The organism is Alishewanella longhuensis (assembly GCF_014653435.1).
In the GTDB taxonomy this organism is placed as follows: domain Bacteria; phylum Pseudomonadota; class Gammaproteobacteria; order Enterobacterales; family Alteromonadaceae; genus Alishewanella; species Alishewanella longhuensis.
In genome coordinates, this window is sequence record NZ_BNAO01000002.1 from 442,009 (window position 1) to 468,060 (window position 26,052).

Consider the following 26,052-nt stretch of genomic DNA (forward strand, 5'->3'; position numbering starts at 1 on the left):
ATCTGAAAAATGGCGGAGAAAGAGGGATTCGAACCCTCGATAGAGTTTCCCCTATACACCCTTAGCAGGGGTGCGCCTTCAGCCACTCGGCCATTTCTCCGCACTGTGTTGCGGCGTGTATATTAATGTCTTGGGAAAATAAGTCAAACAATTTTTAGAATTGAAAAGCCTGTTTGCCGACCTTTTAAGCAGTTTGTTGGTTATTTAGCTGAAATGCGATAAAACAGCTAAATAACCAAGGCGGTGTAAAGCTAACATGCAGCTTATTCACCTTCGTTAAAGTTACCACCGTTGGTATCTTTCTCAGCTTGAATGCGCATATAAATTTCTTCACGATGCACAGAAATATCTTTAGGTGCATTAACCCCAATGCGAACCTGATTACCTTTTACACCCAATACAGTTACGGTAACTTCGTCACCAATCATTAGGGTTTCACCTACTCGACGCGTAAGAATTAGCATTCGTTTGCTCCTTTGCCTGTCATTAGCAGTGGTCTGTCACTGCACTATTCATTAGCGCTGTATAATACACAGCGCTCGTTTAATTGGAAAGCTTACAACTGCGCAGATTATAACTGAGCGCTTCTACATTCGCTCTTTAATATAGTCAACTGCCGCAGTTAACACGGCAGGTAACGCCGCGGCGTCAGTTCCGCCGGCTTGCGCCATATCTGGCCGCCCACCACCTTTACCGCCAAGTTGATTTGCCGCCCAGGCAACTAGCTGACCTGCATGAACTTTAGCAGTTAAATCGGCACTTACCCCAGCGATTAAACTCACTTTGCCGTCATTTATCGTTGCCAACAATATTACAGCACTACCCAATTTATTTTTAAGCTCATCCAATACCGAACGCAACGCTTTAGCATCAGCTTGCTCAAGTTGCTGTACCAACACCTTCACCTCACCGAGTTGCAGTGCATTGTCGGTTAAAGAGGCTCCGGCGAAGCTGGCTAGTTTTGCTTTTAGCTGCTCGATTTCTTTTTCCAGCGATTTGCTGCGATCTAACGTTTGCTGCACGCGCTCGGTTAAACTAAACATATCGCCTTTTAACAAACTGGCTGCTTGCGCAGCTTGATTTTCCAGTTGTTGTACATAAGAAACAGCACCTGTAGCACTAACCGCTTCTATCCGACGCACACCTGAGGCAATACCGCCTTCAGACACAATTTTAAACAAACCAATGTCACCTGTACGATCGACATGGGTTCCACCACAGAGTTCAATTGAAAACTCGCCCATACTCAGCACCCGGACTTCATCGTCGTATTTCTCGCCGAATAACGCCATAGCTCCTGCCGCTTTTGCAGCCTCAATTTGCATTAAACGGGTTTGCAGCGGCGAGTTTAGTTGGATCTGTTCATTCACTAACTGCTCAATAAGCTGCAATTCGTTATGTTTTACTGCTTCAAAATGTGAGAAATCAAACCGTAAACGCTCTGGTCCTACTAAAGAACCTTTTTGTGTAACATGCTCACCTAGTACCTGACGCAGCGCCGCGTGCAATAAATGTGTAGCAGAGTGATTCTTACGAATCGCATCACGCCGCTTTACATCTATTTCTGCCTGCACTTTGCTACCGACTTTTATCGCACCGTTAGCCTGTCCCTGATGCGCAAAAGCTTTGGCGACTTTCAAGGTATCATGGACATTAAAAACAGTGCCATCAGCCAGTGTTAAGGTACCAGTATCACCAACCTGACCGCCAGATTCAGCATAAAAAGGGCTGTTATCTAAAATCAGCAGCGCCGTTTCACCTGCGGCAATTTCTTGTACGCTTTGGCCCTGTTTTAGGATCTCAACAACCTCAGCGTTACCATAATGTTCAGTATAGCCGATAAATTTCGTTTGTTGCGTTGAGGTTAATTGTTGGTTGTAATCCATACCGAAATTACTGGCTTGCTGCGCCCTTTTACGCTGCTGTGCCATGGCCTCGTCAAACCCGGCCTGATCAATGGTCAGGTTGCGCTCGCGGGCAACATCGTTGGTTAAATCAACAGGGAAACCGTAAGTGTCGTATAGCTTAAAAACTAACTCACCAGGAATTTCAGAACCCGTTAATGCTGCTAGCTCCTCATCCAGAATTTGCAAACCTCGCTCTAGCGTTTTACCAAATTGCTCTTCTTCCAGCTTAAGCGCTTTTTCAATAATAGCTTGCTTAGCAGCAAGCTCTGGATAGGCTTCGCCCATCTGAGCAACTAGCGCACTTACTAACTTGTAGAAAAAGGCTCCATTCGCTCCCAACTTGTTGCCATGACGCACGGCCCGACGAATAATTCGCCGTAGTACATAGCCGCGACCTTCATTGGATGGCATCACCCCATCAACAATTAAGAAAGCACAGCTACGAATATGGTCGGCCACAACTCGCAGCGATTTATCATTAAGATCACTGGCGCCAGTGGCCTCTGCCGCGGCTTTAATTAGCGCCACAAAGGTGTCTGTTTCGTAGTTGCTATGTACATGCTGCAGTATGGCGGCAATCCTCTCCAAGCCCATACCGGTATCAACACTGGGTTTTGGTAGTGATAGCATCTCGCCGCTGGCTAAGCGGTTAAACTGCATAAAGACGATATTCCAGATCTCGATAAAGCGATCGCCGTCTTCTTCGGCTGACCCTGGCGGGCCGCCCCAGATATGCTCGCCATGATCATAAAATATTTCAGTACAGGGACCACATGGCCCGGTGTCACCCATTGCCCAAAAGTTATCAGAGGCATAAGGGGCACCTTTATTATCACCAATGCGGATAATGCGCTCTGCTGGCACGCCGATATCATTTAACCAAAGATTATACGCTTCATCATCAGTAGCATAGACCGTGACCAACAATTTTTCTTTAGGTAATTTAACGACTTCGGTCAAAAATTCCCAGGCATAGCGAATGGCATCTTGTTTAAAATAATCACCAAAGCTGAAATTGCCCAGCATTTCAAAAAAAGTATGGTGGCGTGCGGTATACCCCACATTCTCCAGGTCGTTATGTTTTCCACCGGCTCGCACACAGCGCTGTGCCGATACGGCACGGCTGTAGCTGCGTTGATCTTGTCCTAAAAAAACATCTTTAAATTGCACCATTCCGGCGTTAGTAAACAACAAAGTGGCATCGTTACCAGGGATCAGTGAACTGCTAGGTACTATGCTATGGTCTTTACTGGCAAAAAAATCTAAAAAGGCTTGCCGGATAGCGGCAGATGTCATGCTCATGAAAAATCCTGTTTATTTATCGGTTAATCATTCTGGTCGAACACCGCGCGGATCTGCTCACTGCTAAAACCGCGGCGTTGCAAATAAGCCATGCGTTTTACTTTATCTTGATAATCCGCTATCGCTTTATCAGCAAACTTTTTCTGATAAGTGTGTTTCGCTACTTGCCACCAATCAATATTTTCAGCTGCGATAACGGCATTTAATTGCTGTTCTGTTAACTGATGCTGCCGACACTCCTGCAAAATATAGCGGTAACCATAGCCCTGGTTACAGCGGTTACGCACTATCATCAGCAAAAAGCGCTCTTCATTCAGATAATTCTGAGCAAGACACCAGTCGAGTACCGCGGCTACCTGTGCAGCAGAAGCCCCTTTGCGCTGTAATTTTACCGCCAGCGCGGCCCGGCTGTAATCGCGGCGGCTTAAATAGTTTAGTGCGGCCTTGCGTAAGGCTTGCTGATCTAGCATCAAACTTCTAATACACCATCTTGTTGTGCTTTAACTTGTAACGCAAACAACTCGTTGAACGATAAGAAGAAGGCGATATGTAATATCGGCACCACTACAACTAAACCGAGCAGCATAGTAGGTATAGTAAGGACGATAAGCCCCAGACTCAACAGACTAAATAAAGCTAATGCGGCCATATTACGCCAACAGGCAATAAAACTGGCTTGCAAAATCAGCGTCACCCGTTGTTCTTTTAAAAAGTAAGCAATAGCCACGGCATAAGCGAACAACATGGTACTTAACAGCAAGCCAATTATTAGTAGTAATAATTGCCAGGTAATGGCGGGATCTTGTACACCTGTCTCTTGAGCCAATTTCATAGCGACAAAAATTTGCTCCCGAAATTGTACCAAGGGTACCGATACCAGAAAGTTTAAGGTAGCGATTAAGATTAAGATGCGGCGACTAGCCGCTTCGGTAAAGGGTTTAAACAGCCAATCGATACCTATTGTTTGTTGTTGCTGCACGCCTACCACGGCCTTATAAAAGCCAGCAGTTAAAAAAGGGCTGGCTAATACGCCTAAAATAAGTGTAATCGCGTTTAAAGTTGCCAAAAAAGTTAGCACTAACGTCAGTAAAATCATTTGAATAAACACAAAAGGATACTGTTTAAAAATATCCCAGGCTTGTTTTAGCCATTCAATAGCGGTTGTCGCCTTAACACGACGAATGATCAGTTTTATCTGAAACGGCTTTTCCACACTCACTCCACTACCACAGGCTGGTTAGCACCAGCAAATTGGTTCTTATCATACTGTAAAAGGCCGGTAATTAAGAGGGTCAGGCAGCGAAAAAAGCACAAGTTGTCAGCAAAAGCCGCCGTTAAGGCGGCCTGCGGCTGGGATACTTTACTAATTAACGAATATTTGGAGCCAACCAGCTCTCTGCAGTGGCTAAATCCCAACCTTTGCGAGCTGCATAGTCGGCTACTTGTGCAGGATCAATTTTACTTACTGCGAAGTACTTGCTATCAGGATGGGCAAAATACCAACCACTTACCGCAGCACCTGGCCACATGGCATAGCTTTCAGTAAGTTGCATGCCGATCTTGGCCTCGACATCCAAGAGCTGAAATAAAGTACCTTTTTCAGTATGTTCTGGGCAAGCCGGATATCCAGGTGCAGGTCTAATTCCTTGATAAAGTTCCCGAATTAACTGCTCATTATCCAATTGCTCAGTTGCTGCATAACCCCAATATTCGCGGCGTACTTTCATATGCAGATATTCAGCCAGGGCTTCCGCTAACCGGTCGGCCAGGGCTTTTACCATTATACTGTTGTAATCATCATGGGCTTTAGCAAACTCTGCGGCAAACTCATCGGCACCAAAACCGGTGCTTACCGCAAAGGCCCCAACATAGTCAGCAACACCTGAACCAACAGGCGCAATAAAATCACTTAAGCAGCAATTTGGCGCGTTATTTCGCAGCGCCAATTGTTGACGCAGACCATACAAACGGCAACGCTCAGTCTGTCGGCTGTCATCGGTATAAACGATAATATCATCACCATCACTATTCGCCGGAAAGAAACCAAAAGCCGCTTTGCCTGCGATCTGCTGTTGGCTGATCATTAGATCCAATAAATCATTGGCATCCTTGAAGACTTTACGCGCTTCTATACCAACTTCCGGGTGGTTTAATATCGACGGGTATTTGCCTGATAGCTGCCAGGTTAAAAAGAACGGCGTCCAGTCGATATAATCGCGTAGTACTTGTAAATCAACATCTTGCCAATAGTGCACACCTGGATGTTTTGGTGCTGTCGCCACCCTACCTAAGTCTAACGGAAAGCGGTTCGCCCGCGCTTCAGCCAAACTTAACATTTTTTCACCAGGGCGACTACGATGATGTTGCTCAACAGCTATACGGTACTCTTCGCTGATCCGCGCCAGATAATCGGGTTTATTATCGGCACTAATTAGTGATTGCACCACTGACACACTACGCGAGGCATTTGGCACGTAAACCACACCATGTTGGTAATGTGGTGCTATTTTTACCGCAGTGTGGGCTTTAGAGGTGGTGGCACCGCCGATTAATAACGGCACGGTAAAACCTAAGCGGGTCATTTCTTTCGCCACATGCACCATTTCATCCAGCGAAGGTGTAATTAGGCCTGATAGGCCGATAACATCTACATTACGCTCCTTCGCTACACGAAGAATTTCGGCACAAGACACCATCACCCCAAGATCAATCACCTCAAAATTATTACACTGTAACACCACACCGACAATATTTTTGCCGATATCATGCACATCGCCTTTTACGGTGGCCAGTAGCACCTTACCTTGTGCTTGCCCGCCCTCTTTCTCCTGCTCAATAAAAGGCTGCAAATAGGCAACAGCTTTCTTCATCACCCGGGCCGATTTAACTACCTGGGGTAAGAACATTTTACCTTCACCAAACAAATCGCCGACCACGTTCATACCGTCCATTAACGGCCCTTCAATCACATGCAGCGGCTTTTCCGCTTGTTGGCGAGCTTCTTCAGTATCAATATCAATAAAATCGGTGATGCCTTTAACCAAGGCATGCTCCAGCCTTTTGCCCACTGGTAAGCTGCGCCAGGCATCATCGACTTTTTCAGCGACGCTACCATCGCCTTTAAACTGCGCAGCGATATCAAGTAAACGCTCGGTAGCATCAGAGCGCCGGTTTAAAATGACGTCTTCTACCCGCTCCCGCAGCAGTTCAGGAATATCATCATAAACCGTTAATTGCCCGGCATTGACAATCCCCATATCCATACCAGCAGCAATGGCATGGTATAAAAATACCGAGTGGATTGCCTCGCGTACCGCATCATTACCACGAAACGAGAAGGACACATTCGACACGCCACCTGAAATTTTGGCATAGGGACACAGTCGTTTAATATCACGGGTGGCCTCTATAAAGTCGACAGCATAGTTATTATGCTCTTCAATACCCGTCGCTACCGCAAAGATATTAGGATCAAAAATAATATCTTGCGGCGGAAAACCGACTTGCTCAGTTAGAATAGTGTAGGCACGTTGGCATATTTCAACTTTACGCGCACGCGTATCAGCCTGTCCCTTTTCATCAAAGGCCATCACGACTACCGCAGCACCATAGCGCCTTAATAGGCGGGCCTGCTGTAAAAATGGCACCTCGCCCTCTTTCAATGAAATTGAATTCACGACGGCCTTGCCTTGGATGCACTTTAACGCCGCCTCTATCACTTCCCATTTCGAGGAGTCGACCATAATCGGCACTCTTGAAATGTCGGGTTCTGAAGCCAGCAAACTGAGATAACGCACCATGGCAGCTTTGCTGTCTAGCATGGCCTCATCCATATTGATATCAATAATCTGGGCGCCGTTTTCAACCTGCTGTCGTGCCACATCTAACGCTGTTTCGTAATCCCCTTTTAAAATCAGTTTTTTAAAACGGGCTGAGCCAGTCACATTGGTCCGCTCGCCAATATTGATAAATCGTGCTTGCTGTCGCATTACCACTCCACCGAAAAAGCTTCTAAGCCTGCTAAATGAAAACTGTGATCAGCGGCTCTGGGCTGCCGGGGGAGCGCATCTTTTACCGCCTCACTCATAGCCTTGATATGCTCTGGTGTGGTACCGCAGCAACCACCAACAATGTTTAAAAAACCTTGCCTGGCCCAATCAGCTATCTCGGCAGCCATCTCCTCTGCTCCCAGGTCATATTCTCCAAATTCATTTGGTAAACCGGCATTAGGATGTACCGAAACATAAGCCTCTGAGATACCCGATAAGGTTTCAACATAGGGCCGCAGTAAGTCTGGGCCCAGCGCACAGTTAAGGCCAAAGCTCACCGGCTCAACATGGGCTAATGAATGATAAAAAGCTTCTGTCGTTTGGCCTGATAAGGTTCTGCCAGATGCATCAGTAATAGTACCAGAGATCATCACTGGTAACGCAAAACCCAATTCTTCAAATACCTGCAGCACGGCAAAAGCTGCCGCTTTGGCATTTAAGGTATCAAAGATGGTTTCCAACATAATTATATCGGCCCCTCCAGCAATCAGGGCATGCGTCGATTCAGTGTAAGCAGCCACTAGCTCGTCGAAGCTGACATTCCGAAAACCGGGATCGTTCACATCTGGAGAAATAGAGGCTGTACGGTTAGTGGGTCCAAGCACTCCTGCCACATAACGAGGTTTTGCCGGATTAAGCGCTGTCACTTCATCACATACCTGCCTGGCCAGCACTGCCGCTTGCTGATTGATCCGCGCTGAAAGGTGTTCCATCTGATAATCTGCCATGGCAATGGTAGTGGCATTAAAAGTGTTGGTTTCGATAATATCAGCGCCAGCCAGTAAATATTGCCGGTGAATGTCAGCAATTAGCTCAGGTTGGCTTAACACCAGTAAATCATTATTACCTTTTAAATCTGTCGGCCAGTCGGCAAATTCCTGGCCGCGGTAACCGGCTTCATCCAGCTGCTGCTGCTGGATCATAGTACCCATAGCCCCATCTAAAATAAAAATGCGGTGCTGCAGCTGCGCGCGAAACGCTGCCGGGCTTAGTCGTGCTGTACTCATGTTTTATTTCCGGCCAATTTGGTTAATATCAAAAGGCGTAGCTTGGTAAACATAGTAGTTTAACCAATTACTGAATAATAAAAAGGCATGTGATTGCCATAACTTTTGCGGCCCTTGTAATGGGTCATTATTACGATAGTAGTTCTCCGGTACTCGGGCAGCAATACTTGCGGCGACATCCCGTTTGTATTCGTCATCTAAAGTAGTGACATCATATTCCGGATGGCCGGTAACAAAAATACGGCTACCACTACTATTTTGTAGTAAATAAGCACCGGTAACGTCGGCTTCGGCCAGGATATGTAAATCGTCATGCTGCTGGTAACGTTGTTTCGGTACCTGCGCATAGCGCGAGTGCGGCACTAAAAATTGATCGTCAAAGCCGCGCACCAAAGGGCTTAGCGGCTGCAAAACTTGCTGCCAGTAAACGCCGGATAGCTTTTCACCACGGATCTCACGTTGTAAGCCATAATAATGATAGAGGGCGGCATGGGCTGCCCAGCATAAAAACAACGTCGAGGTAACATGCGTATCGGCCCAGCGTAGGATCTCACCAAATTGCTGCCAATAGGTTACATCTTCGTAGTCGACCAATCCCAAGGGGGCACCCGTAATAATTAAACCATCGTATTTCTGGTGCTGCACATCAGAAAAATACCGATAAAAGCAATTCAGGTGACTCTCCGGTGTGTGCTTACTGACATGATCATCAATACGCAGCAATTCGATATCTAATTGCAACGGGCTGTTGGCCAATAAGCGCAATAACTGTATTTCAGTCGCAATTTTGTTCGGCATTAAATTTAAAATGGCGACTCTTAATGGCCGGATATCCTGAGCCGCAGCGCGGCTTTCGGTCATCACAAACACGTTCTCAGCAGATAAGGCCTCTACCGCAGGTAACTGATCAATTACTTTTACAGGCATAACTCACTCCAGGCGCCACCGATATGCTACTTTGCGCAATAAACCACTAGATGTCAACTTCTATACGTTTAGACGTCTAAAAATAAAGGTGCGCTATTATCGGGTGCAGCTAAAAAAAAGCAATAAAAAAATCCCCACCAAACTACAACCTAGTCAAGGTGGGGATTCTCTATACTTTGTCGCTAGATGATTGCCATGTAAGCATTACGCCATCTCGCTAGTCACCATACTGTCGTGAAATGCTAAGCCAGGCTAGGTGGTAACACTTACTCTGCTTCAGGTTCAGCAATATCCGCTAATTCAGCTGGGTTATCGACCATAGATTCACCCGGCTTCAGCAATAAACGCTCACGCAGTATTTTTTCAATCTCATCGGCTACAGCCTGATTTTCTGCCAGATATTTCATGGCATTCGCTTTACCCTGACCAATTTTATTGCCTTGATAGGCATACCAGGCGCCGGCTTTATCCACTAAGTTCTGCTGCACACCTAAATCGATCAGCTCACCTAACTTATTAATGCCTGCGCCATACTGGATAATAAATTCGGCTTGCTTAAAGGGTGGTGCCACTTTGTTCTTGACCACTTTAACCCGGGTTTCATTACCGGTGATTTCGTCACCGTCTTTCACCGAACCGATACGACGGATATCTAAACGTACCGACGCATAAAATTTTAGGGCAAAAAATACACAGCGTGTTTGAGCGTTTGATATTACCCGTTAATTTACGCAAGGCTTGCGACATTAAGCGGGCTTGTAAACCCATATGACTGTCGCCCATGTCACCTTCAATTTCAGCTTTAGGCGTTAAGGCCGCCACCGAGTCTACTACAACCACATCTACCGCAGCAGAACGCACCAACATATCGCAAATCTCTAATGCTTGCTCGCCAGTGTCTGGTTGTGAAACCAATAATTTATCGACATCTACACCTAATTTTTTAGCATAAATCGGGTCTAACGCATGCTCGGCATCGATAAAGGCACAAGTTTTACCTGCTTTTTGAGCCTCGGCAATAACTTGCAAAGTAAGCGTAGTTTTACCTGAAGATTCAGGACCATAAATTTCAACAATACGGCCATAAGGTAAGCCGCCAATGCCCAGCGCAATATCCAGCCCTAAAGAGCCTGTTGATACCGCATCGATATCCAAAGCGGTACTGTCGCCTAACCGCATAATAGAGCCTTTACCAAATTGACGTTCGATCTGGCTTAATGCTGCACTTAGGGCTTTTTGTTTGTTGTCGTCCATTTTTTGCTCCGGAAAAGTCGGTCAGATAGCTGACACCGATTTGGCACTGTATGAGCATACAGTAGTCGAGTTTTAAACCTCTGTCAACAGCAAGATGCATTGCTCAAGCGCATGATCTATTGCTTGCTGTCGAATCTGTTGACGATCCCCTGAAAAAAACAGACGCTGAGTGCTGACTTTACCTCGTATCGCAAAACCAAAACACACGGTTCCAACCGGCTTGGCTGCAGAGCCGCCGCCTGGCCCCGCTACACCAGAAATAGCGACAGCAACCTCTGCTAGCGCCGCCTTGGCGGCTCCCTCGGCCATTTCACTTACCGTCTCTTCGCTTACCGCACCAAATTGTAATAAGGTGGCACTGCGCACACTCAATAACTGCTGTTTTGCCTTATTGCTATACGTAATAAAACCACGGTCAACATAAGCAGAGCTGCCAGCAACGGCCGTTAGCCAATAAGCCAAGCCACCACCTGTACAGGATTCAGCAGTGGTGATACTGCATTTTTTCCGTAATAATAGCTGACCTAACTCGCTGGCAAGCTCAAAACTTGTTTTAGCCATCGTCATCGTTAATCCAACGGGAATTGATAATCACATTATGCCGTCAGACCAGAAACCGGAGCAAGTGTTAAGCGCTCATACCCCTATGATGCAGCAATATCTTGGCTTAAAAAGCCAACATCCACATATCTTACTGTTTTATCGGATGGGTGATTTTTACGAATTGTTCTTTGACGATGCGAAAAAAGCCGCCAGTTTGCTCGATATCTCTTTAACCAAGCGGGGGCAAAGCGCGGGTGAGCCTATCCCCATGGCTGGCGTGCCCTATCATGCCGTAGAGGGATATTTAGCGCGCTTGGTACTGTTGGGTGAATCGGTGGCAATTTGCGAGCAAGTCGGCGATCCGGCGACCAGTAAAGGGCCGGTTGAGCGCAAAGTGGTGCGCATCGTCACACCAGGCACAGTTACTGACGAAGCCTTGTTAAATGAACGGCAAGACAATCTGTTATGTGCCATTAGCCAAAGCCGGCAGCAATTTGGCTTAGCACAGCTGGATTTGAGTAGCGGCCGTTTTCTGTTGAATCAAGTGCAAAATGTTGATGATTTAGCCGCGTTGTTACAGCGCTTAAATCCGGCAGAATTGCTCTACCCGGAAGACTTTAACCAAACAGCCTTAATCGAACGCAAAGGTGCTCGCCGTCGTCCTATCTGGGAGTTTGATTTAGCCAGTGCTGAACGCGTACTGTGTCAACAATTTGGTACCCGTGATTTGCAAAGTTTTGGTGTAAAAGAAGCACCTGTCGCTTTGATGGCTGCAGGTTGTCTGATGCAGTATGTCAATGATACCCAGCGGGCGCAATTACCGCATATTCGTAGTATTGCTTTAGAAAGACCTGAAGATTATATCGTGCTGGATGCCGCTACCAGGCGTAATCTGGAGCTCACCAGTACCCTCTCTGGGCAAACGGATAATACGTTAGCCTCGGTGCTGGATCGTTGCCAAACTGCTATGGGCTCGCGCTTGTTAAAACGTTGGATCCATGCACCACTGCGTGCTCAATCTTTGCTCAACCAGCGCTATGAGGCAGTAAATGAATTAACCGATGACTACGAAGCGCTGCAACCGCAACTAAAACATATTGGGGATATCGAGCGGGTTATTGCTCGTTTAGCGTTAAAAAGTGCCCGCCCGCGTGATTTTTCCCGCTTACGCCATGCCTTAACAGCTTTGCCGGAGCTGCAGCAACATCTCACATTAGCGAGGAGCAGCTTACTGTTGCAGCATGCGGCGCACAGTGAGCCACTCCCGGAATTGCTGGCACTGTTAACAGCAGCCATCGTTGAAGCGCCACCTGCACTGATCCGTGACGGCGGGGTTATCGCTAATGGTTATCATAGCGAGTTAGACGAGTGGCGCAGCCTAGCCAGTGGCGCAACAGATTATTTGCAAACCTTGGAACTACGCGAGCGCGAGCGTACTGGTATTAGCTCACTTAAAGTCGGTTATAATAAAATTCATGGTTTTTATATTGAAACCGGCCGCAGTGCAGACAACAAAGTACCTACCGACTATGTACGCCGACAAACGCTAAAAAATAACGAACGCTATATTATCCCTGAGCTGAAAGAGTACGAAGATAAAGTACTAGGCAGTCAAAGCAAAGCATTGGCCTTAGAAAAGCAACTTTACGAGCAGCTGTTTGAGCTGGTTAGCCCCTATTTAGCCCAGTTGCAGCAGCTGGCGGCGGCCTTAGCTGAACTGGATGTGCTGGCCAGCTTCGCTGAATGTGCGGTATTACATCATTATTGTCGCCCGCAGCTAAGTAGCGAAACCGGTATTCGTATTGAGCAAGGCCGCCATCCGGTCGTTGAACAGGTATTAAAAGGTCCTTTTATTGCCAACCCGCTTCAACTAAATAGCGATAGACGCATGCTCATCATTACCGGCCCCAATATGGGCGGTAAATCAACCTATATGCGCCAGACGGCATTGATCACCTTAATGGCAGCAATAGGCAGTTTTGTACCAGCAGAGCAAGCCATTATAGGGCCTATAGATCGGATCTTTACCCGGATTGGTGCCTCAGATGATCTGGCTTCGGGTCGCTCTACCTTTATGGTCGAAATGACCGAAACCGCCACTATTTTGCACCATGCTACTGCGCAAAGTTTAGTCTTGATGGACGAAATTGGCCGAGGCACCAGTACCTACGACGGTTTAAGTCTGGCCTGGGCTTGTGCGGACTATCTGGCCAGTCGCATTAAAGCCTTGACTTTATTCGCTACCCACTATTTTGAGCTTACTCAATTACCAGACTTACTAGCCGGAGTAGTTAATGTGCATCTGGATGCGATTGAACACGGCGATAACATTGTTTTTATGCACCATGTACAAGAGGGTGCGGCCAGTAAAAGTTTTGGCTTACAAGTCGCACAATTGGCGGGGGTACCAAAAAATGTGATTGCGCAAGCTAAGCAAAAACTGCGACAGTTAGAACAACAAACGCCAGACTCAACTAAACTGCCAACGGTACAGCAGCCATTGCCGCAGCAGCAATTAGATTTACTGGCACCCGAGCATCCGGTACTAGGGCAACTACGGCAATTACAGCCGGATGAGCTTAGTGCCAGACAAGCACTGGATTTACTGTACCAACTAAAACAACAACTTAATACTTAAATCCAGACTCAGGCGATGTGGCTGGCAGCAACAGCATAAGGAAAAAACATGCTACTGAAGGACGTAAGTTTATCTGCTATTGTCGCGGGTTTTGTGGCGGTACTGGTCGGTTTTGCCAGCTCGGTTGCCATCGTCTTTCAGGCGGCAGCAGCAACGGGTGCCGGCAGCGATATTATGGCTTCGTGGCTGCTGGCACTGGGGATTGGTATGGCAGTTACCTGTATTGGCCTGTCCTGGTATTATAAAGCGCCGGTCATTACTGCCTGGTCCACCCCTGGCGCAGCGCTGCTGGCCGGTAGCTTACAAGGGCTCAGTCTGGCCGAAGCCACCGGCGTGTTTATTTTTACCGCAGCACTGGGGCTGATTATCGGTCTTACCGGCATGTTTGAACGCCTAACCAGATTGATCCCATTGCCTTTAGCCAGCGCCATGCTGGCAGGCATTTTGCTGCAATTTGGCTTTGCGATTTTTAGCGCAATGCAAAGCGAACTGCTGCTAGTCGGCATCATGTGCTTAAGCTATTTACTGGCTAAAGCCGTAAGTCCGCGCTATGCCATTTTATTGGTACTGTTAAGTGGGGTTATTACCGTCATGTTCTCCGGTACGCTCGATTTATCGCATATCACCCTGACACTAGCCAGCCCCGTTTGGGTAACACCCGAGTTTTCAATGGCTGCCATGTTGGGCGTTGGCTTACCGCTGCTAATTGTAACGATGGCTTCGCAAAATATTCCCGGTGTTGCCGTGCTGCGTGCCAGCGGCTATAGCACGCCCGTCTCCCCTTTAATCACTAGCACCTCATTAAGTACGCTGCTGTTGGCGCCTTTTGGGGCTTTTTCTATCAATCTGGCCGCCATTACTGCAGCTATTTGTAGTGGTGCTGAAGCTCATCCCGCAGCTGAAAAGCGCTATATCGCGGGTATAGCGGCAGGGGTATTTTATTTATTCTTTGGGTTAGCCGGTGCTACCGTAGTTGCGTTATTTGCAGCCTTTCCAATGGCAATGGTGGCCGCACTAGCGGGGCTGGCATTAATTAGCACCATCGCTGCCAATATACATAGCTGCACTCAGGATCCAGGTTACCGGGAGGCAGCAGTGATCACCTTATTAGTTACCGCGTCTGGCGTTAGCTTTTTCGGCATTGCCTCGGCGTTTTGGGGCTTAATAGCCGGCATTGCGACAGTGCTAATTCAACAGCTACCAAACAAAGCCTCGCGCTAAACTTTGGCCATAAGCAGGTTGCGCAAAGTTGTAATTGCAGGCTAAGCTCTGCCCAACCATAACTATAACAAGGAAACATAATGCGCTTCTCAAAAATTGCTTTATTAACCGCGGGCTTACTGCTCTCTAGCCAAGCTATGGCAACCAGCAAAAATATCACAGAGGCAGAGGCTCGTGCTTTACACCAGCAGATTTTAACCATTGATACCCATGTGGATATCGGTCGTGGTTATGCTACTCATTTATTAGATCCAGGCGGCTTTACCAAAGCTCAAGTCGATTTACCCAAGATGCGTGCTGGCGGCCTGGATGCCGTATTCCTGATTGTCTATGCCGCCCAAGGTGCGCTGACTGCCGAAGCCTATCAACAGGCCGCCAATGCAGCCGAGCACAGTTATCAGGCCATTATGCGGATGATTCGAGCTTATCCTGAGCAAGTCGGTTTAGCCCGCACCGCAGATGACGTAGAAGCCTTGCATAAAGCAGGTAAACGCATTGTGCTACTGGGTATGGAAAATGCTTATCCATTGGGTGACAGCATTAAAGATGTGCCGAAATGGGCCGAGCGCGGTATTCGTTATGTGGGTTTAACCCATATTGGCCATAATCAATTTTCGGGTAGCTCTAACCCCAGAGCAGACTTAAACGACAGCGAGAACGATCCGGGCTTATCCGCACTGGGCCGCCAGCTGGTTAAGGCACTTAATCAACATGGCATTTTAATTGATGTGTCGCATGTGGGTAAAAAGTCGATGCTAGAAGCTATAAAACTCTCAACAGCGCCTGTGATTGCCTCACATTCCAGCGCGATGAGTGTACATGCGAACTTACGTAATTTAGACGATGAGCAATTAGCAGCGATAAAAGCCAATGGTGGCGTGGCACAAATGGTGGCCTTTCGTAGCTATGTTGCCGAGCTGGACCCGGCGTTAGCTGCCGCCATTAATGAGCTACGCCAGCAATACCTGCCAAATGGCTGGGCCAATGCTAACGAAGAGCAACGTACCAGCTATGATGCGAAGCTAACACAGTTACGTCGTGAACATCCGGACGTGACCCTGGCGCAATTTGTCGATCATATTGATTACGCTGTCAAACGTATTGGTATCGAACATGTCGGCATTGCGTCTGATTTTGATGGCGGTGGCGGTGTTGAAGGCTGGAATGATGCCAGTGAAACACTCAACGTCACCTGGGAGCTAATGCGCCGTGGTTACACCAAAGCACAGATCCAGGCGCTGTGGGGCGGCAATGTGTTACGAATTTTACGTCAGGCAGAGCAAGCTGCCAAAAACTAAACCGATAAAAAAGCCCGTTTCAGTACGGGCTTCTCTCTTAACGATTATCTTAATGGCTCTCTCAACTACCGCCGACTACTTCAACTGCTGCCATAAATAGCTGTATTCCAAGGCCGCCATTCTGGCGGATTGGCGATTATCGCTGGCACCGGCATGACCACCTTCAATATTTTCATAGTAATACACCGGATGCCCTTGCTCTAGCATGCGAGCGACCATTTTTCTGGCATGCGCCGGATGCACCCTATCATCGCGGGTTGAAGTGTAAAAAAACGCCTTGGGGTACTTTTTATCCTTGTGCACATTATGGTACGGCGAATAGGTTTTAATCACCTGCCAGAATTCATCTTGATCTGGATCGCCATACTCTGCCATCCAGGAAGCACCCGCTAACAATTGATGATAGCGTCGCATATCTAATAATGGCACCTGACTAATTACTGCGCCAAATAACTCGGGGCGTAACACCATGGCGGCACCGGTAAGCAAACCACCATTAGAGCCACCTTTAATACCTAAATGCTGTGGCGAGGTGATCTTGCGCGCTATTAAATCCTCAGCAATGGCAAAAAAGTCTTCATAGGCTTTCATGCGATTTTTTTGCAATGCGGCCTGATGCCAAGCCGGGCCATACTCTCCACCACCACGAATATTCGCCAGCACATAAACGCCACCCTCAGCTAACCAATTCCGGCCAACCGCTGCTGAATACGCAGGTGTTAAAGACACTTCAAAACCGCCATAACCATAAAGTAAGGTCGGGTTTTTACCGTTATAGGTGATTGCTTTAGGCATCACCACAAAGTACGGCACCAGGGTGCCATCTTTAGACTTGGCTTTATGTTGCTCCACCTTAAACTTGCTCTCATCAAACCAACTGGGGGCTTGGCGCAGCAATTGTTTTTCTAAGGTTTTACTGTCTGCGGTATATAAACTGGCCGGCGTTAAAAAGCCAGTAACCGTATAGTGAAAAGTATTGTCCACCTCGTCAGTATTAAAGATACCAATACTGGCATTCTCTGCCAGCGGGATCTCAGTGCTATGCCATTTACCTTCGCGCTGCTCCAACCGTAACACCTTAGTTTTCACATCTTCCAGCACGCTGATTAATAAATAGTCTTTAGTCCTGGCTATCCGCTCGATGCTTAAGTTAGCGGTTGGTGCCATAACCAGCGATACCTCAGGTTTACCTGCTTTGATAGAAGCAATAGGCATAGCCACTACTGAGCCCTGTTTAAAACCGTGCTCTGGCCAATCCTGCCGCAAATTGATTAGCAGCGCGTCGGCAAACACACCACTCAAAGTGGCGCTGTCAGGCTTGGGAATGGCAATCTTCTTATCATCGACTAATAACCAGGCTTGATTGCTGTAGAAGGTAAGAGATTCATACACCAGATCGTAATGTTTGGCGGCGGTAAACATCCGAAAAGTACTCGCTGCCACAGAAGTTTTACTTCCCGCGTATACTGTTGCCGCTTCCGCTAAATTTGCGCCACGCTGCCAGATCTTGGTGATTCGCGGATAACCTGAGTCAGTTAAAGAGCCCTCACCAAAATCTGTCGCTACAAATAAACTGTTTTCATCTCGCCAGGTCACCTGGCTCTTCGCTTCTGGCAAAACGAAACCATTTTCAACAAAGCTCATCGTGGTTTTACTAAACTCTCGCACCACAGTGGCATCCGCACCGCCGCGTGACAGGTAAACCAGGCACTGCTGATACGCCGGGTACAAACAAGACATGCCTTTAAATACCCAGTTCTCTCCCTCTGCCTCTGCTAACGCATCAATATCCAGTACGGTTTGCCACTCGGGTTTACCGCTGGCATAACTCTTTGCGGTAGTGCGCCGATAAAGGCCTTTAGTGTGGTTTGCATCACGCCAAAAATTATATAAATAATTTCCAACCCGGCTGGGGTAATCAATCTTGTCGCTCGAGTCCATAACCTCCAACGTAGCGTCATAGAACTGTTGGTATTTAGGGTGAGTGCCCAGGTTTTTTTCTGCTTGGTTGTTTTGCTCGGTTACCCATGCCATGGCTTTGTCAGAAGAAACCTCCTCCAACCAAAGATAGGGATCATCAGTTGCAGCATAGGCGCCAGCACTGAGCAATAATGCAGCGGTGAACAAAGTACGCATTTTTTTTCCTTATAGTGTTTACGTTTTTGTACCATAACTGATAATTCAGCATTTTGTAAACAATAGGAAAAAAGTGATGCAAAGTAGAATCAGAGGGTAAGCTAAAATATTAACTTTTTTTGGTGAAACGCCCCATTACCGCGTCCATCTTAGCTATTGGACGCGGCGGTAACAGGCTACTCTTGAAACAAGGTTTCAATATTCAGCCCCTGATGGGTGACGATTTCTCGTAAGCGGCGCAATGCCTCTACCTGAATTTGCCGCACCCGCTCCCGGGTTAGACCAATTTCATGGCCAACATCTTCCAGGGTAGAAGGCTCATAACCAAGCAGGCCAAAACGTCTGGCAAGCACTTCACGTTGCTTAGGGTTTAATTCTTCTAACCAAATTACCAAATGCTGCCGGATATCGGCGTCCTGCAATTCCATCTCTGGACCAAGCTCTTTCTCGTCGGCAATCACATCTAGCAATTGTTTTTCCGAAGAGCCGGCCACCGGTGTATCGACTGAGGTAATTTTTTCATTGAGTTTTAGCATTTTGCGTACTTCAGCCACAGGTTTATCTAGGGCTGCAGCAATCTCTTCTGCCGTCGGTTCATGGTCTAATTTTTGCGACAACTCGCGAGCTGCGCGCAAATAGATGTTGAGCTCTTTGACAACATGAATAGGTAAACGGATGGTGCGGGTTTGATTCATAATGGCCCGTTCAATGGTTTGACGGATCCACCAGGTCGCATAGGTCGAAAAACGAAAGCCTCGTTCGGGATCAAATTTCTCAACGGCCCGAATTAAACCAAGGTTACCTTCTTCAATCAAATCTAATAATGCCAGGCCGCGATTGATATAACGGCGGGCAATTTTTACCACCAGACGCAAGTTACTTTCTATCATCCGCTTTCTGGCTGCCTGATCACCTTTAAGCGCTAACCTGGAAAAATAAACCTCCTCTTCGGCGGAAAGCAGAGGTGAAAAACCAATTTCCCCCAGATAGATTTGCGTAGCATCGAGCGTTTTCTGACTATCATCTTTAACCAGCAGTTCTTCTATACTGCTATCGTCAGCTGATAACTCAAGTAATTCAGGATCTAAATCCTCATCACTTAGCAGGCTATCCTCTGCTATATCCTCTTCTTTGAAATCAGTTAAATCATTATCTTTTGTCGCCATAAAATTTCCCCGTTACGAAGAACGCCCTGTCGGCACGCCTTTGCTTCCAAGCAAGTGATCGTCTTTTTTATTTTAGTTTTATTGTTGTTATCTCGGCAGATACCTAACAGGATCAACCGATTGGCCGCGAAATCTTATTTCGAAGTGTAACCGTGTACTCGCTGCATCGGTATCACCCATTTCGGCTATTTGTTGCCCGGCCTTCACTTCTTGTCGTTCTTTTACCAAAATACGTTTATTGTGAGCATAAGCGCTTAGATAATCATCATTGTGTTTAATAATGATTAAATTACCATAACCTCTTAACGCATTTCCCGCATAAACCACCTGGCCATCAGCGGCCGCATTAATTCGTGTTCCATCTCTGCCACCGATATCAATGCCTTTGTTGCCTTGTTCTGCGCTGGAAAACCGAGCCAGTATTTGCCCCCGAACCGGCCATTGCCAATTTACCCGTCCCAAAGCCGCAGGTGGAGGTTGCGACATAGCGGGTGTTGCAGGCGTTGAACTAACTTGACCATAACCCTTTTGCTGATTAGCTGCAACTGATTTAGTATTGTTTCCGCTGCTGTTTTTGTTGGCGGTTACCGGTGTGCTAGAGGTCGGTACAGAGCGGCTGACGCTTCCCTGTAATTGAATAACCTGTCCAGGGTAGATGGTATAGGGTGCGCCAATGTTATTTCGAGCTGCGAGGGTACGAAAATCTTGTCCAGAACGAAACGCTATAGAGTAAAGGGTATCGCCACGCTGCACCACGTAACGACTTTGCGTTAGTGAGACTTGCTGTTGCTGTTGTTGTAGTTGCTGCTTTCTAAGCTCCAACGTCGTCACAGGAGCGGGTGAAGAACGCCCGGCGCAGCCCATTAACAGCAAAAAAATAGCAAAAAGGCAGCTGCTTTGCGCAACAACCAAGCATTCTTTTGCTTTGTTTATGTAACGGCCACCAATAATAGCTTACTCCTCGACGTGCATGCTAAAGAGAAATCGGTTTTTCAGGTACTGTACCTAATAGTTTGTCCAGATTAAGTAGTACTAGCATCACTGCAACCGCTGTCGCAAAACAACCCAATGCCAGTGGCAAATCATGTTGCCCAAAACGCGCCGCATAACTGGCAGGGCTATACATCAGGTTAGCATCTTGCCATGGCCATAACCGATACATAGCGCCTACTACTACCCCAGTTAACAAGGCTAGAGTAGCATCATGACAACGTTGCAGCAGCCACTTTAAAAAGTGGCTAAAACTAAGTAGACCAATAATGCAGCCAGCTGCAAACAATAACAAGACGCTAAATTGTAACTCGCGTATTGCCAGGATAACAGGCGCATACATGCCAAGTAATAACAGAATAAAGCTACCTGAAATTCCAGGTAAAATCATCGCACAGATGGCGACAGCGCCAGCCACAAAAAACATCCAGCTGGCTGGCTGTACATCAACAGCAGCTAACATACTGATTCCAAGAGCGAAAGCCGCACCAACAATAAAAATCCCACCACGCCAGAGATTCCATTTTACTGCTGCTAGCAATACAGGTAAGGCGGTTAAGATCAAACCGTTAAAAAAAGCCCAAACCGGCACGGGCCTGTGTTCAAGCAACCAGCTAATGACCGATGCTAACGAAAAAATACTGCACAGAATCCCAGTTAACAGACAGAGTAAAAAGCTACCATCGATATGAGCCCAAAGGGCTTTAAATCGTCCGTGCCATAGTAGCTTTACCGCCTGCACATTAATGGCGCTAATGGCATTTAATAAGCGCTCATAAATTCCCAAAATAAAGGCTAAGGTGCCACCAGAGACACCAGGCACTACATCTGCCGCGCCCATCGCCATACCCTTAATAATCCATTGCAGATAGCGCATACTTTTCCTGTGAATTGTTTTATCCTGTTAAACAAGTAAGCTTAAGCCAGATCACCCGGCACTAGCGGGACAAAGCGTACTGTTTCAATATCCTGACTATGCCACTCTTCTGCTCGACGCTGGTATACCCGCAGTACCTGCTGTTCTGAGCCGACTGGGATCACTAAACGCCCGCCATCAGTTAATTGTTCTAATAACGCCTGAGGCACGTCTACCGGTGCGGCAGTTACAATGATACTGTCAAAAGGCGCCTTAGTAAGCCAACCTTGCCAGCCATCGCCATGCTTCATAGATACATTGTGTAAATCTTGTTGTTGCAAACGTCGTTTCGCCTGAAACTGTAGCGACTTAATCCGTTCTACTGTACAAACGTGGCTAAATAACCTGGCAAGAATAGCGGTTTGATAACCTGAGCCAGTGCCGATCTCTAGTACCTTGCCGCAGCTTCCACCTTGCAGCAACAGCTCGGTCATGCGCGCCACGATATATGGCTGCGAAATAGTCTGTCCTAACCCTATCGGTAAAGCTGTATTTTCATAGGCTTTGTGCGCCAAGACCGGCTCAACGAACAAATGTCGGGGTGTCTGGGAGATCGCTGCCAATACACGCTGATCTTTAATCCCTTCATGTTGTAATTTTTGTGCCAATACCTGGGCACTTCGAGAAGTCACTACTGCCATAACTATAAAGGGATCCCGTCAAGCCAACTGGCAAGAGTTTCCATACTTTTATATGCAGACATATCTACATGTAAAGGCGTAATAGAGGCGTAACCATTGGCAATAGCATAGAAATCGGTACCCTCGCCAGCATCCAGCTCAGGGCCTAAAGAACCATACCAGTAGATTTTACGACCCCAGGGATCAGTTGAACTACTCATGGTTTCGGCTTTATGGCGTCTTCCAAGCCGGGTGACCTGAATGCCTTTGAGTTCGCTAAGCGGGATAGCAGGCACATTAATATTCAGAATTTGATCAGCGGGTAATGGATGAGATTTGAGTTTACGAATGACTTCTACTGTAACGTGGGCCGCTGTTGCAAAATGTTGCTCGTCACGACCAGCCAGCGATACAGCGATCGCCGGTAACCCGAGATGACGTCCCTCTGTCGCGGCGGCCACCGTGCCGGAATAAAGTACATCATCACCTAAGTTGGCACCATGGTTAATCCCGGCGACAACTAAATCTGGAGTAAAATCCAGTAGTTGGCTAATCGCCAGATGCACACAATCAGTTGGCGTACCATTTACGGCAATAAAACCATTATCCAGACTTTGAGTTCGCAAAGGATTAAGCAAGGTCAGGGAATTACTGGCACCGCTGCAGTTACGATCGGGGCCGACGGTCGTTACTTCTGCAATCTGCATTAACGCCTGTTGTAATACTTGAATACCGCGGGCATAAACACCATCGTCATTACTTAATAATATGCGCATTTAACACTCCATCTGTGCGAGCTCGCGGGTACTATCCCGATAACATACTAATTCTCTCAGTACACTGGTGGCAAAGCAACCCGCCGGTAAAGCAAAACGCACAAGCACACTATCGCCAGCTATTTCGGCTTCAAGTTGTTCGGGTAACACCCGCATACTGCGCCGACCAGCCTGCACTCGCAACCGAATAAGCCCATCAACCCAGTGTTGCCAGGGTGCAATCGCTTGCTGTTCCAACTTCGCTGCTTCAGCGGTCACCAGCGTTTTGCCATCCCCCACTAAAGGCGCTGTAAGATGAATATCAGCACTAAGCAAGCGCTGTGTCAGGATCTCATCTACAGCAGTTACAGTGAAAATTGAACCAGTACCATTGAGCTGCACCACATCACCTGGCAACAATTGCTGATAGTTATGTTGCTGTAGTCGGGTAGAGAGAACCTGATTAAACAAAAACGAGCGACTGGCCGATAAAGCCAGACCGCGGATCTGGCGATCAGCGATACTATCTCCCCTGAAAAGTCGCTCTGCTAAATGTAAATTACCACCATTAATACCAAAACGTTGCTCGCCATAATAATTAGGCACGCCCGCTTTAAGCAGTGGCAGGCGGGCTAACAAAGCAGCACTATCAGTGACCTGACTCAAACGAATAGTAAAGTGGTTGCGTTTTAAGGCCCCTAAACGCAATTTACGATAGTGCCGGACGACTTGCAGGATCTTAGCACCATCAATTTGCCAATCTTGCCAGGATAATTCTTGTTTAATAGGCCATTTAAAGCAAAACCACTGCTTAGTCACCGCATGCCGATCTTTCAAACCTGCATAGCTAATATCTCTGACTCGCAAACCTGTTAGCCGGGCGAGCTCACGCGCAATAAACTGGGTATTTTGCCCGGTCTTTTCAATTTGCAGTAATAAATGCTCACCCGCACCACTGGGCAGAAAGTTTAATTCTTCCACTACCACAAAGTCATCAGGCACTGCTCTGATGCCGGCTCTTACGCTAGGTTCGCCATACAAGTAGCTTAACGGATATTGCGCTGCGATATTTTCAAGCTGAGTATTAGGTTGGGTATTTATCTCTGACATAACAAGACCACCGCCTCTGCAGCAATACCCTCTTTACGGCCCACAAACCCGAGTTTTTCGGTGGTGGTGGCTTTAACGTTCACTTGCGAGAGTTGACAATCAAGGTCCTCAGCAATACAAACGCGCATGGCACTGATATGCGGCGCCATCTTCGGTGCCTGCGCCATAATAGTAATATCCAGATTTCCTATCTGATAACCTAGACGCTGCACTTCACTAAATACTTTACGCAGTAAAATGCGACTATCTATACCTTTAAAAGCAGCGTCAGTATCAGGAAAGTGATGACCTATATCCCCCAGTGCCAGGGCACCTAACAGCGCATCTGACAACGCATGTAATACCACATCACCATCCGAATGTGCTAACAAGCCTTGCTCATAGCTAATTTTCACTCCACCCAGCGTAATCGGGCCTGCGCCGCCGAAAGCATGTACATCAAAGCCATGCCCTATACGTATTGTCATTATCGGTTCTGCTCCAAATAAAATGCAGCCAATTGTAAATCTGCTGGTCGAGTAATTTTAAGATTATCGCTATGGCCTTCGACCAGCAATACCGGCTCACCAGCCCACTCCATTGCGGACGCTTCATCTGTAATAGTAACACCAGCAGCTAACGCAGCTGCGATGCTTTGACGCAACAACACCGTAGGGAAAAACTGCGGGGTTAGCGCGTGCCATAGCTCGTTACGTTCAACGGTATGAGTAACCAGCGTTTGCCCGCGTTTCATCGTATCGCGCACGGGAGTGGCCAAGATGCCACCATGCCCCACAGCCAGGCAACGGCTAATTAATTGCTCAATATCCTCAACACGCACTAGAGGTCTGGCCGCATCATGCACCAGTACCCAAGGCATCTGTTCAGCATCGATTTGCATCAGGGCGTTTAATACTGAATTGACACGCTCAGCTCCGCCATCGACCCGAATCAGTTGACGGGAGGTTAAGCTGGTCGCAGCAAAATAGGGATCATCTGGGCTTAATGCTAGATAAAGTTGTTTTACTGCTTCAATTGCCAATAATGGCTTAACACTGTGCTCCAGAATGGTTTTACCATGCAATCGCAAATATTGTTTTGGTCTATCGGCTTGCATCCGCTTGCCTACACCCGCTGCCGGTATCACTGCAGCAATACTGGGGAATTTATTTACTGACATTAGGGATCTCGCGGTACTATCCGAAAAAAGACTTCATCTTCCGCTATTAGCCCCAATTCATTACGGGCACGCTCTTCTATCGCTTCCTGTCCCTGGCGCAAATCATTGACATCGGCCAACAGCATGCGATTACGCTTAATCAGCTCTTGGTTACTGGCTTGTTGCGCGGCAATTTCTTCTTGCTGCCGCAGGTAATCGGTCACACTGAGTTGTCCGAACCATAAACGGTATTGCAGTGCAGCTAATACCAGCAGCAGTAATGCTATTAATATACGCATAATCAGTATCGGTTTATCTCTGTCAGATTATTATGAAGCCTATGGCGCCTGCTGCAAAGCATTATCCCAAACAACGGCAAGAATCTTTACCCTATTTAGAGATCAATCAGTCTGCTTGGCCCAAATGCGGCCTGGCAAAGTTACGCCAGTTAAGGCGACTGGCTAGCAGTAACTCGCGTAAGCTCAGCAGTCTCGGTTCTTTTTTCTGCATATTCAGCCACTGATGCCCACAGCAGGCTGCCGTCATCATGGTTTTGTCGGGCTTTAACATAAACATATTACTATTGCCGCTTTGTAGTGGCATACCATTGAAAGAAAACCAGCCATACTGATTACAATGCAGTTTCTGCTCGGCGCTATCTACTTCATCGACACTGTCGAGTAAAATATGTTCCAAGGTTTTTTCTTCACAATAAATCGGCACGATCAGGCCCGGTCTGGCCGCCTTCAAATAAAAATTAGCAATAGGATCTGCCTGCTGTTTACTGGCCGGACAACGGCTTAATTGCCTGGAAAACCAGGAGGCATTTTGACTATCCAGCGCCAGCGTAGTCTGATAACGTAAAATACTGCTGGCCGCACGCCTGATATAAAAAGGTAAACTGGCAAGTCGCTTTGGCAGCGATGCCAGTTCACTTGCTGGAGCCATAGCCAAGCGCAGCAGCTCGCGCTCATACAAAGCATTACACAGCTCAGTATAAGTCTGATTATCTGGCGTAGCTTGCCAAAAATGTGGTTGATTTTCATGCATCATGGTCATGCTGCGATGTTAGCCA

General features: G+C 47.3%; 22 protein-coding genes, 1 tRNA gene and 1 pseudogene. 3 read left to right on the forward strand and 21 right to left on the reverse strand.

What is annotated here, in order from left to right:
- Positions 1 to 10: 10 nt before the first annotated feature.
- The 10 genes and pseudogenes from IE163_RS06075 to IE163_RS06120 form a co-directional block, all read right to left on the reverse strand.
- A tRNA-Ser gene (locus IE163_RS06075) sits at positions 11 to 100 on the reverse strand.
- Between the two features lie 163 nt (positions 101 to 263).
- Positions 264 to 464, reverse strand: a complete 201-nt coding sequence (gene csrA, locus IE163_RS06080; RefSeq protein WP_189431270.1) for a carbon storage regulator CsrA — start codon at positions 462 to 464, stop codon at positions 264 to 266.
- Positions 465 to 587: 123 nt separating this feature from the next.
- The gene (alaS, locus tag IE163_RS06085; RefSeq protein ID WP_189431272.1) at positions 588 to 3,209 is read right to left on the reverse strand and encodes an alanine--tRNA ligase; all 2,622 of its coding nucleotides are present in this window, start codon (positions 3,207 to 3,209) and stop codon (positions 588 to 590) included.
- Between the two features lie 23 nt (positions 3,210 to 3,232).
- Positions 3,233 to 3,679 (reverse strand): regulatory protein RecX, encoded by a 447-nt coding sequence (locus tag IE163_RS06090; protein WP_189431274.1) that lies wholly within the window; start codon positions 3,677 to 3,679, stop codon positions 3,233 to 3,235.
- Entirely contained in the window at positions 3,679 to 4,422 is a 744-nt protein-coding gene (locus tag IE163_RS06095) for a hypothetical protein (RefSeq protein ID WP_189431276.1), read from the reverse strand. Before IE163_RS06095 ends, IE163_RS06090 begins: the two co-directional genes overlap by 1 nt.
- Positions 4,423 to 4,576: 154 nt before the next feature.
- Positions 4,577 to 7,198 (reverse strand): methionine synthase, encoded by a 2,622-nt coding sequence (metH, locus tag IE163_RS06100; RefSeq protein WP_189431279.1) that lies wholly within the window; start codon positions 7,196 to 7,198, stop codon positions 4,577 to 4,579.
- Entirely contained in the window at positions 7,198 to 8,265 is a 1,068-nt protein-coding gene (locus IE163_RS06105) for a homocysteine S-methyltransferase family protein (protein WP_189431280.1), read from the reverse strand. Before IE163_RS06105 ends, metH begins: the two co-directional genes overlap by 1 nt.
- 3 nt (positions 8,266 to 8,268) lie before the next feature.
- Positions 8,269 to 9,192 carry a homoserine O-acetyltransferase MetA gene (gene metA, locus IE163_RS06110; RefSeq protein ID WP_189431283.1) on the reverse strand — a complete coding sequence of 308 codons (924 nt, stop codon included), beginning with the start codon at positions 9,190 to 9,192 and terminating at the stop codon, positions 8,269 to 8,271.
- Positions 9,193 to 9,458: 266 nt separating this feature from the next.
- Positions 9,459 to 10,446, reverse strand: a pseudogene (gene recA / locus IE163_RS06115) (recombinase RecA).
- 72 nt (positions 10,447 to 10,518) lie between these two features.
- On the reverse strand, positions 10,519 to 11,013 hold the full coding sequence (locus tag IE163_RS06120) for a CinA family protein (protein ID WP_189431285.1): 495 nt from the start codon (positions 11,011 to 11,013) through the stop codon (positions 10,519 to 10,521).
- A 31-nt stretch (positions 11,014 to 11,044) separates the two neighbouring features.
- Here IE163_RS06120 and mutS point away from each other — a divergent pair, with 31 nt between their 5' ends.
- The 3 genes from mutS to IE163_RS06135 all read left to right on the forward strand — a co-directional run bounded on the left by mutS (position 11,045) and on the right by IE163_RS06135 (position 16,146).
- A complete protein-coding gene (mutS, locus tag IE163_RS06125) occupies positions 11,045 to 13,627 on the forward strand; it encodes a DNA mismatch repair protein MutS (protein ID WP_189431287.1) in 2,583 nt (860 codons plus the stop codon).
- 48 nt (positions 13,628 to 13,675) lie between these two features.
- Complete coding sequence (locus IE163_RS06130) at positions 13,676 to 14,848, forward strand: benzoate/H(+) symporter BenE family transporter (protein ID WP_189431288.1); 1,173 nt, start codon at positions 13,676 to 13,678, stop codon at positions 14,846 to 14,848.
- A gap of 80 nt (positions 14,849 to 14,928) precedes the next feature.
- A complete protein-coding gene (locus IE163_RS06135; RefSeq protein WP_189431289.1) occupies positions 14,929 to 16,146 on the forward strand; it encodes a dipeptidase in 1,218 nt (405 codons plus the stop codon).
- A 75-nt stretch (positions 16,147 to 16,221) separates the two neighbouring features.
- On the opposite strand, the gene IE163_RS06140 is transcribed toward IE163_RS06135, so the two are convergent.
- The 11 genes from IE163_RS06140 to IE163_RS06190 form a co-directional block, all read right to left on the reverse strand.
- A complete protein-coding gene (locus IE163_RS06140) occupies positions 16,222 to 18,282 on the reverse strand; it encodes a prolyl oligopeptidase family serine peptidase (protein WP_189431291.1) in 2,061 nt (686 codons plus the stop codon).
- Between the two features lie 176 nt (positions 18,283 to 18,458).
- Positions 18,459 to 19,448 (reverse strand): RNA polymerase sigma factor RpoS, encoded by a 990-nt coding sequence (rpoS, locus tag IE163_RS06145; protein WP_189431293.1) that lies wholly within the window; start codon positions 19,446 to 19,448, stop codon positions 18,459 to 18,461.
- Between the two features lie 87 nt (positions 19,449 to 19,535).
- Positions 19,536 to 20,312 (reverse strand): peptidoglycan DD-metalloendopeptidase family protein, encoded by a 777-nt coding sequence (locus tag IE163_RS06150; RefSeq protein WP_189431675.1) that lies wholly within the window; start codon positions 20,310 to 20,312, stop codon positions 19,536 to 19,538.
- Positions 20,313 to 20,421: 109 nt separating this feature from the next.
- Positions 20,422 to 21,315 carry a DUF368 domain-containing protein gene (locus IE163_RS06155; RefSeq protein WP_189431295.1) on the reverse strand — a complete coding sequence of 298 codons (894 nt, stop codon included), beginning with the start codon at positions 21,313 to 21,315 and terminating at the stop codon, positions 20,422 to 20,424.
- A 41-nt stretch (positions 21,316 to 21,356) separates the two neighbouring features.
- Positions 21,357 to 21,995 carry a protein-L-isoaspartate(D-aspartate) O-methyltransferase gene (locus IE163_RS06160; RefSeq protein ID WP_189431298.1) on the reverse strand — a complete coding sequence of 213 codons (639 nt, stop codon included), beginning with the start codon at positions 21,993 to 21,995 and terminating at the stop codon, positions 21,357 to 21,359.
- 2 nt (positions 21,996 to 21,997) lie between these two features.
- A complete protein-coding gene (gene surE, locus IE163_RS06165; protein ID WP_189431300.1) occupies positions 21,998 to 22,750 on the reverse strand; it encodes a 5'/3'-nucleotidase SurE in 753 nt (250 codons plus the stop codon).
- Complete coding sequence (gene truD / locus IE163_RS06170) at positions 22,751 to 23,839, reverse strand: tRNA pseudouridine(13) synthase TruD (RefSeq protein WP_189431302.1); 1,089 nt, start codon at positions 23,837 to 23,839, stop codon at positions 22,751 to 22,753. It abuts the gene before it with no gap.
- Positions 23,827 to 24,306, reverse strand: a complete 480-nt coding sequence (ispF, locus tag IE163_RS06175) for a 2-C-methyl-D-erythritol 2,4-cyclodiphosphate synthase (RefSeq protein WP_189431304.1) — start codon at positions 24,304 to 24,306, stop codon at positions 23,827 to 23,829. Before ispF ends, truD begins: the two co-directional genes overlap by 13 nt.
- The gene (gene ispD / locus IE163_RS06180; protein WP_189431306.1) at positions 24,306 to 24,998 is read right to left on the reverse strand and encodes a 2-C-methyl-D-erythritol 4-phosphate cytidylyltransferase; all 693 of its coding nucleotides are present in this window, start codon (positions 24,996 to 24,998) and stop codon (positions 24,306 to 24,308) included. Before ispD ends, ispF begins: the two co-directional genes overlap by 1 nt.
- Positions 24,998 to 25,276, reverse strand: a complete 279-nt coding sequence (gene ftsB / locus IE163_RS06185; RefSeq protein ID WP_189431308.1) for a cell division protein FtsB — start codon at positions 25,274 to 25,276, stop codon at positions 24,998 to 25,000. Before ftsB ends, ispD begins: the two co-directional genes overlap by 1 nt.
- A 106-nt stretch (positions 25,277 to 25,382) precedes the next feature.
- Positions 25,383 to 26,030, reverse strand: coding sequence for a hypothetical protein (locus IE163_RS06190; protein WP_189431310.1), 648 nt, complete (start codon positions 26,028 to 26,030; stop codon positions 25,383 to 25,385).
- Between the last annotated feature and the right edge of the window lie 22 nt (positions 26,031 to 26,052).

What these genes read in the sequence shown, in the direction of transcription:
- csrA (WP_189431270.1), bottom strand. Translation starts at nt 464, where the DNA reads ATGCTAATTCTTACGCGTCGAGTAGGTGAAACCCTAATGATTGGTGAC.
- alaS (WP_189431272.1), bottom strand. Translation starts at nt 3,209, where the DNA reads ATGAGCATGACATCTGCCGCTATCCGGCAAGCCTTTTTAGATTTTTTT.
- IE163_RS06090 (WP_189431274.1), bottom strand. Translation starts at nt 3,679, where the DNA reads ATGCTAGATCAGCAAGCCTTACGCAAGGCCGCACTAAACTATTTAAGC.
- metH (WP_189431279.1), bottom strand. Translation starts at nt 7,198, where the DNA reads ATGCGACAGCAAGCACGATTTATCAATATTGGCGAGCGGACCAATGTG.
- IE163_RS06105 (WP_189431280.1), bottom strand. Translation starts at nt 8,265, where the DNA reads ATGAGTACAGCACGACTAAGCCCGGCAGCGTTTCGCGCGCAGCTGCAG.
- metA (WP_189431283.1), bottom strand. Translation starts at nt 9,192, where the DNA reads ATGCCTGTAAAAGTAATTGATCAGTTACCTGCGGTAGAGGCCTTATCT.
- IE163_RS06120 (WP_189431285.1), bottom strand. Translation starts at nt 11,013, where the DNA reads ATGACGATGGCTAAAACAAGTTTTGAGCTTGCCAGCGAGTTAGGTCAG.
- mutS (WP_189431287.1), top strand. Translation starts at nt 11,045, where the DNA reads ATGCCGTCAGACCAGAAACCGGAGCAAGTGTTAAGCGCTCATACCCCT.
- IE163_RS06130 (WP_189431288.1), top strand. Translation starts at nt 13,676, where the DNA reads ATGCTACTGAAGGACGTAAGTTTATCTGCTATTGTCGCGGGTTTTGTG.
- IE163_RS06135 (WP_189431289.1), top strand. Translation starts at nt 14,929, where the DNA reads ATGCGCTTCTCAAAAATTGCTTTATTAACCGCGGGCTTACTGCTCTCT.
- IE163_RS06140 (WP_189431291.1), bottom strand. Translation starts at nt 18,282, where the DNA reads ATGCGTACTTTGTTCACCGCTGCATTATTGCTCAGTGCTGGCGCCTAT.
- rpoS (WP_189431293.1), bottom strand. Translation starts at nt 19,448, where the DNA reads ATGGCGACAAAAGATAATGATTTAACTGATTTCAAAGAAGAGGATATA.
- IE163_RS06150 (WP_189431675.1), bottom strand. Translation starts at nt 20,312, where the DNA reads ATGGGCTGCGCCGGGCGTTCTTCACCCGCTCCTGTGACGACGTTGGAG.
- IE163_RS06155 (WP_189431295.1), bottom strand. Translation starts at nt 21,315, where the DNA reads ATGCGCTATCTGCAATGGATTATTAAGGGTATGGCGATGGGCGCGGCA.
- IE163_RS06160 (WP_189431298.1), bottom strand. Translation starts at nt 21,995, where the DNA reads ATGGCAGTAGTGACTTCTCGAAGTGCCCAGGTATTGGCACAAAAATTA.
- surE (WP_189431300.1), bottom strand. Translation starts at nt 22,750, where the DNA reads ATGCGCATATTATTAAGTAATGACGATGGTGTTTATGCCCGCGGTATT.
- truD (WP_189431302.1), bottom strand. Translation starts at nt 23,839, where the DNA reads ATGTCAGAGATAAATACCCAACCTAATACTCAGCTTGAAAATATCGCA.
- ispF (WP_189431304.1), bottom strand. Translation starts at nt 24,306, where the DNA reads ATGACAATACGTATAGGGCATGGCTTTGATGTACATGCTTTCGGCGGC.
- ispD (WP_189431306.1), bottom strand. Translation starts at nt 24,998, where the DNA reads ATGTCAGTAAATAAATTCCCCAGTATTGCTGCAGTGATACCGGCAGCG.
- ftsB (WP_189431308.1), bottom strand. Translation starts at nt 25,276, where the DNA reads ATGCGTATATTAATAGCATTACTGCTGCTGGTATTAGCTGCACTGCAA.
- IE163_RS06190 (WP_189431310.1), bottom strand. Translation starts at nt 26,030, where the DNA reads ATGATGCATGAAAATCAACCACATTTTTGGCAAGCTACGCCAGATAAT.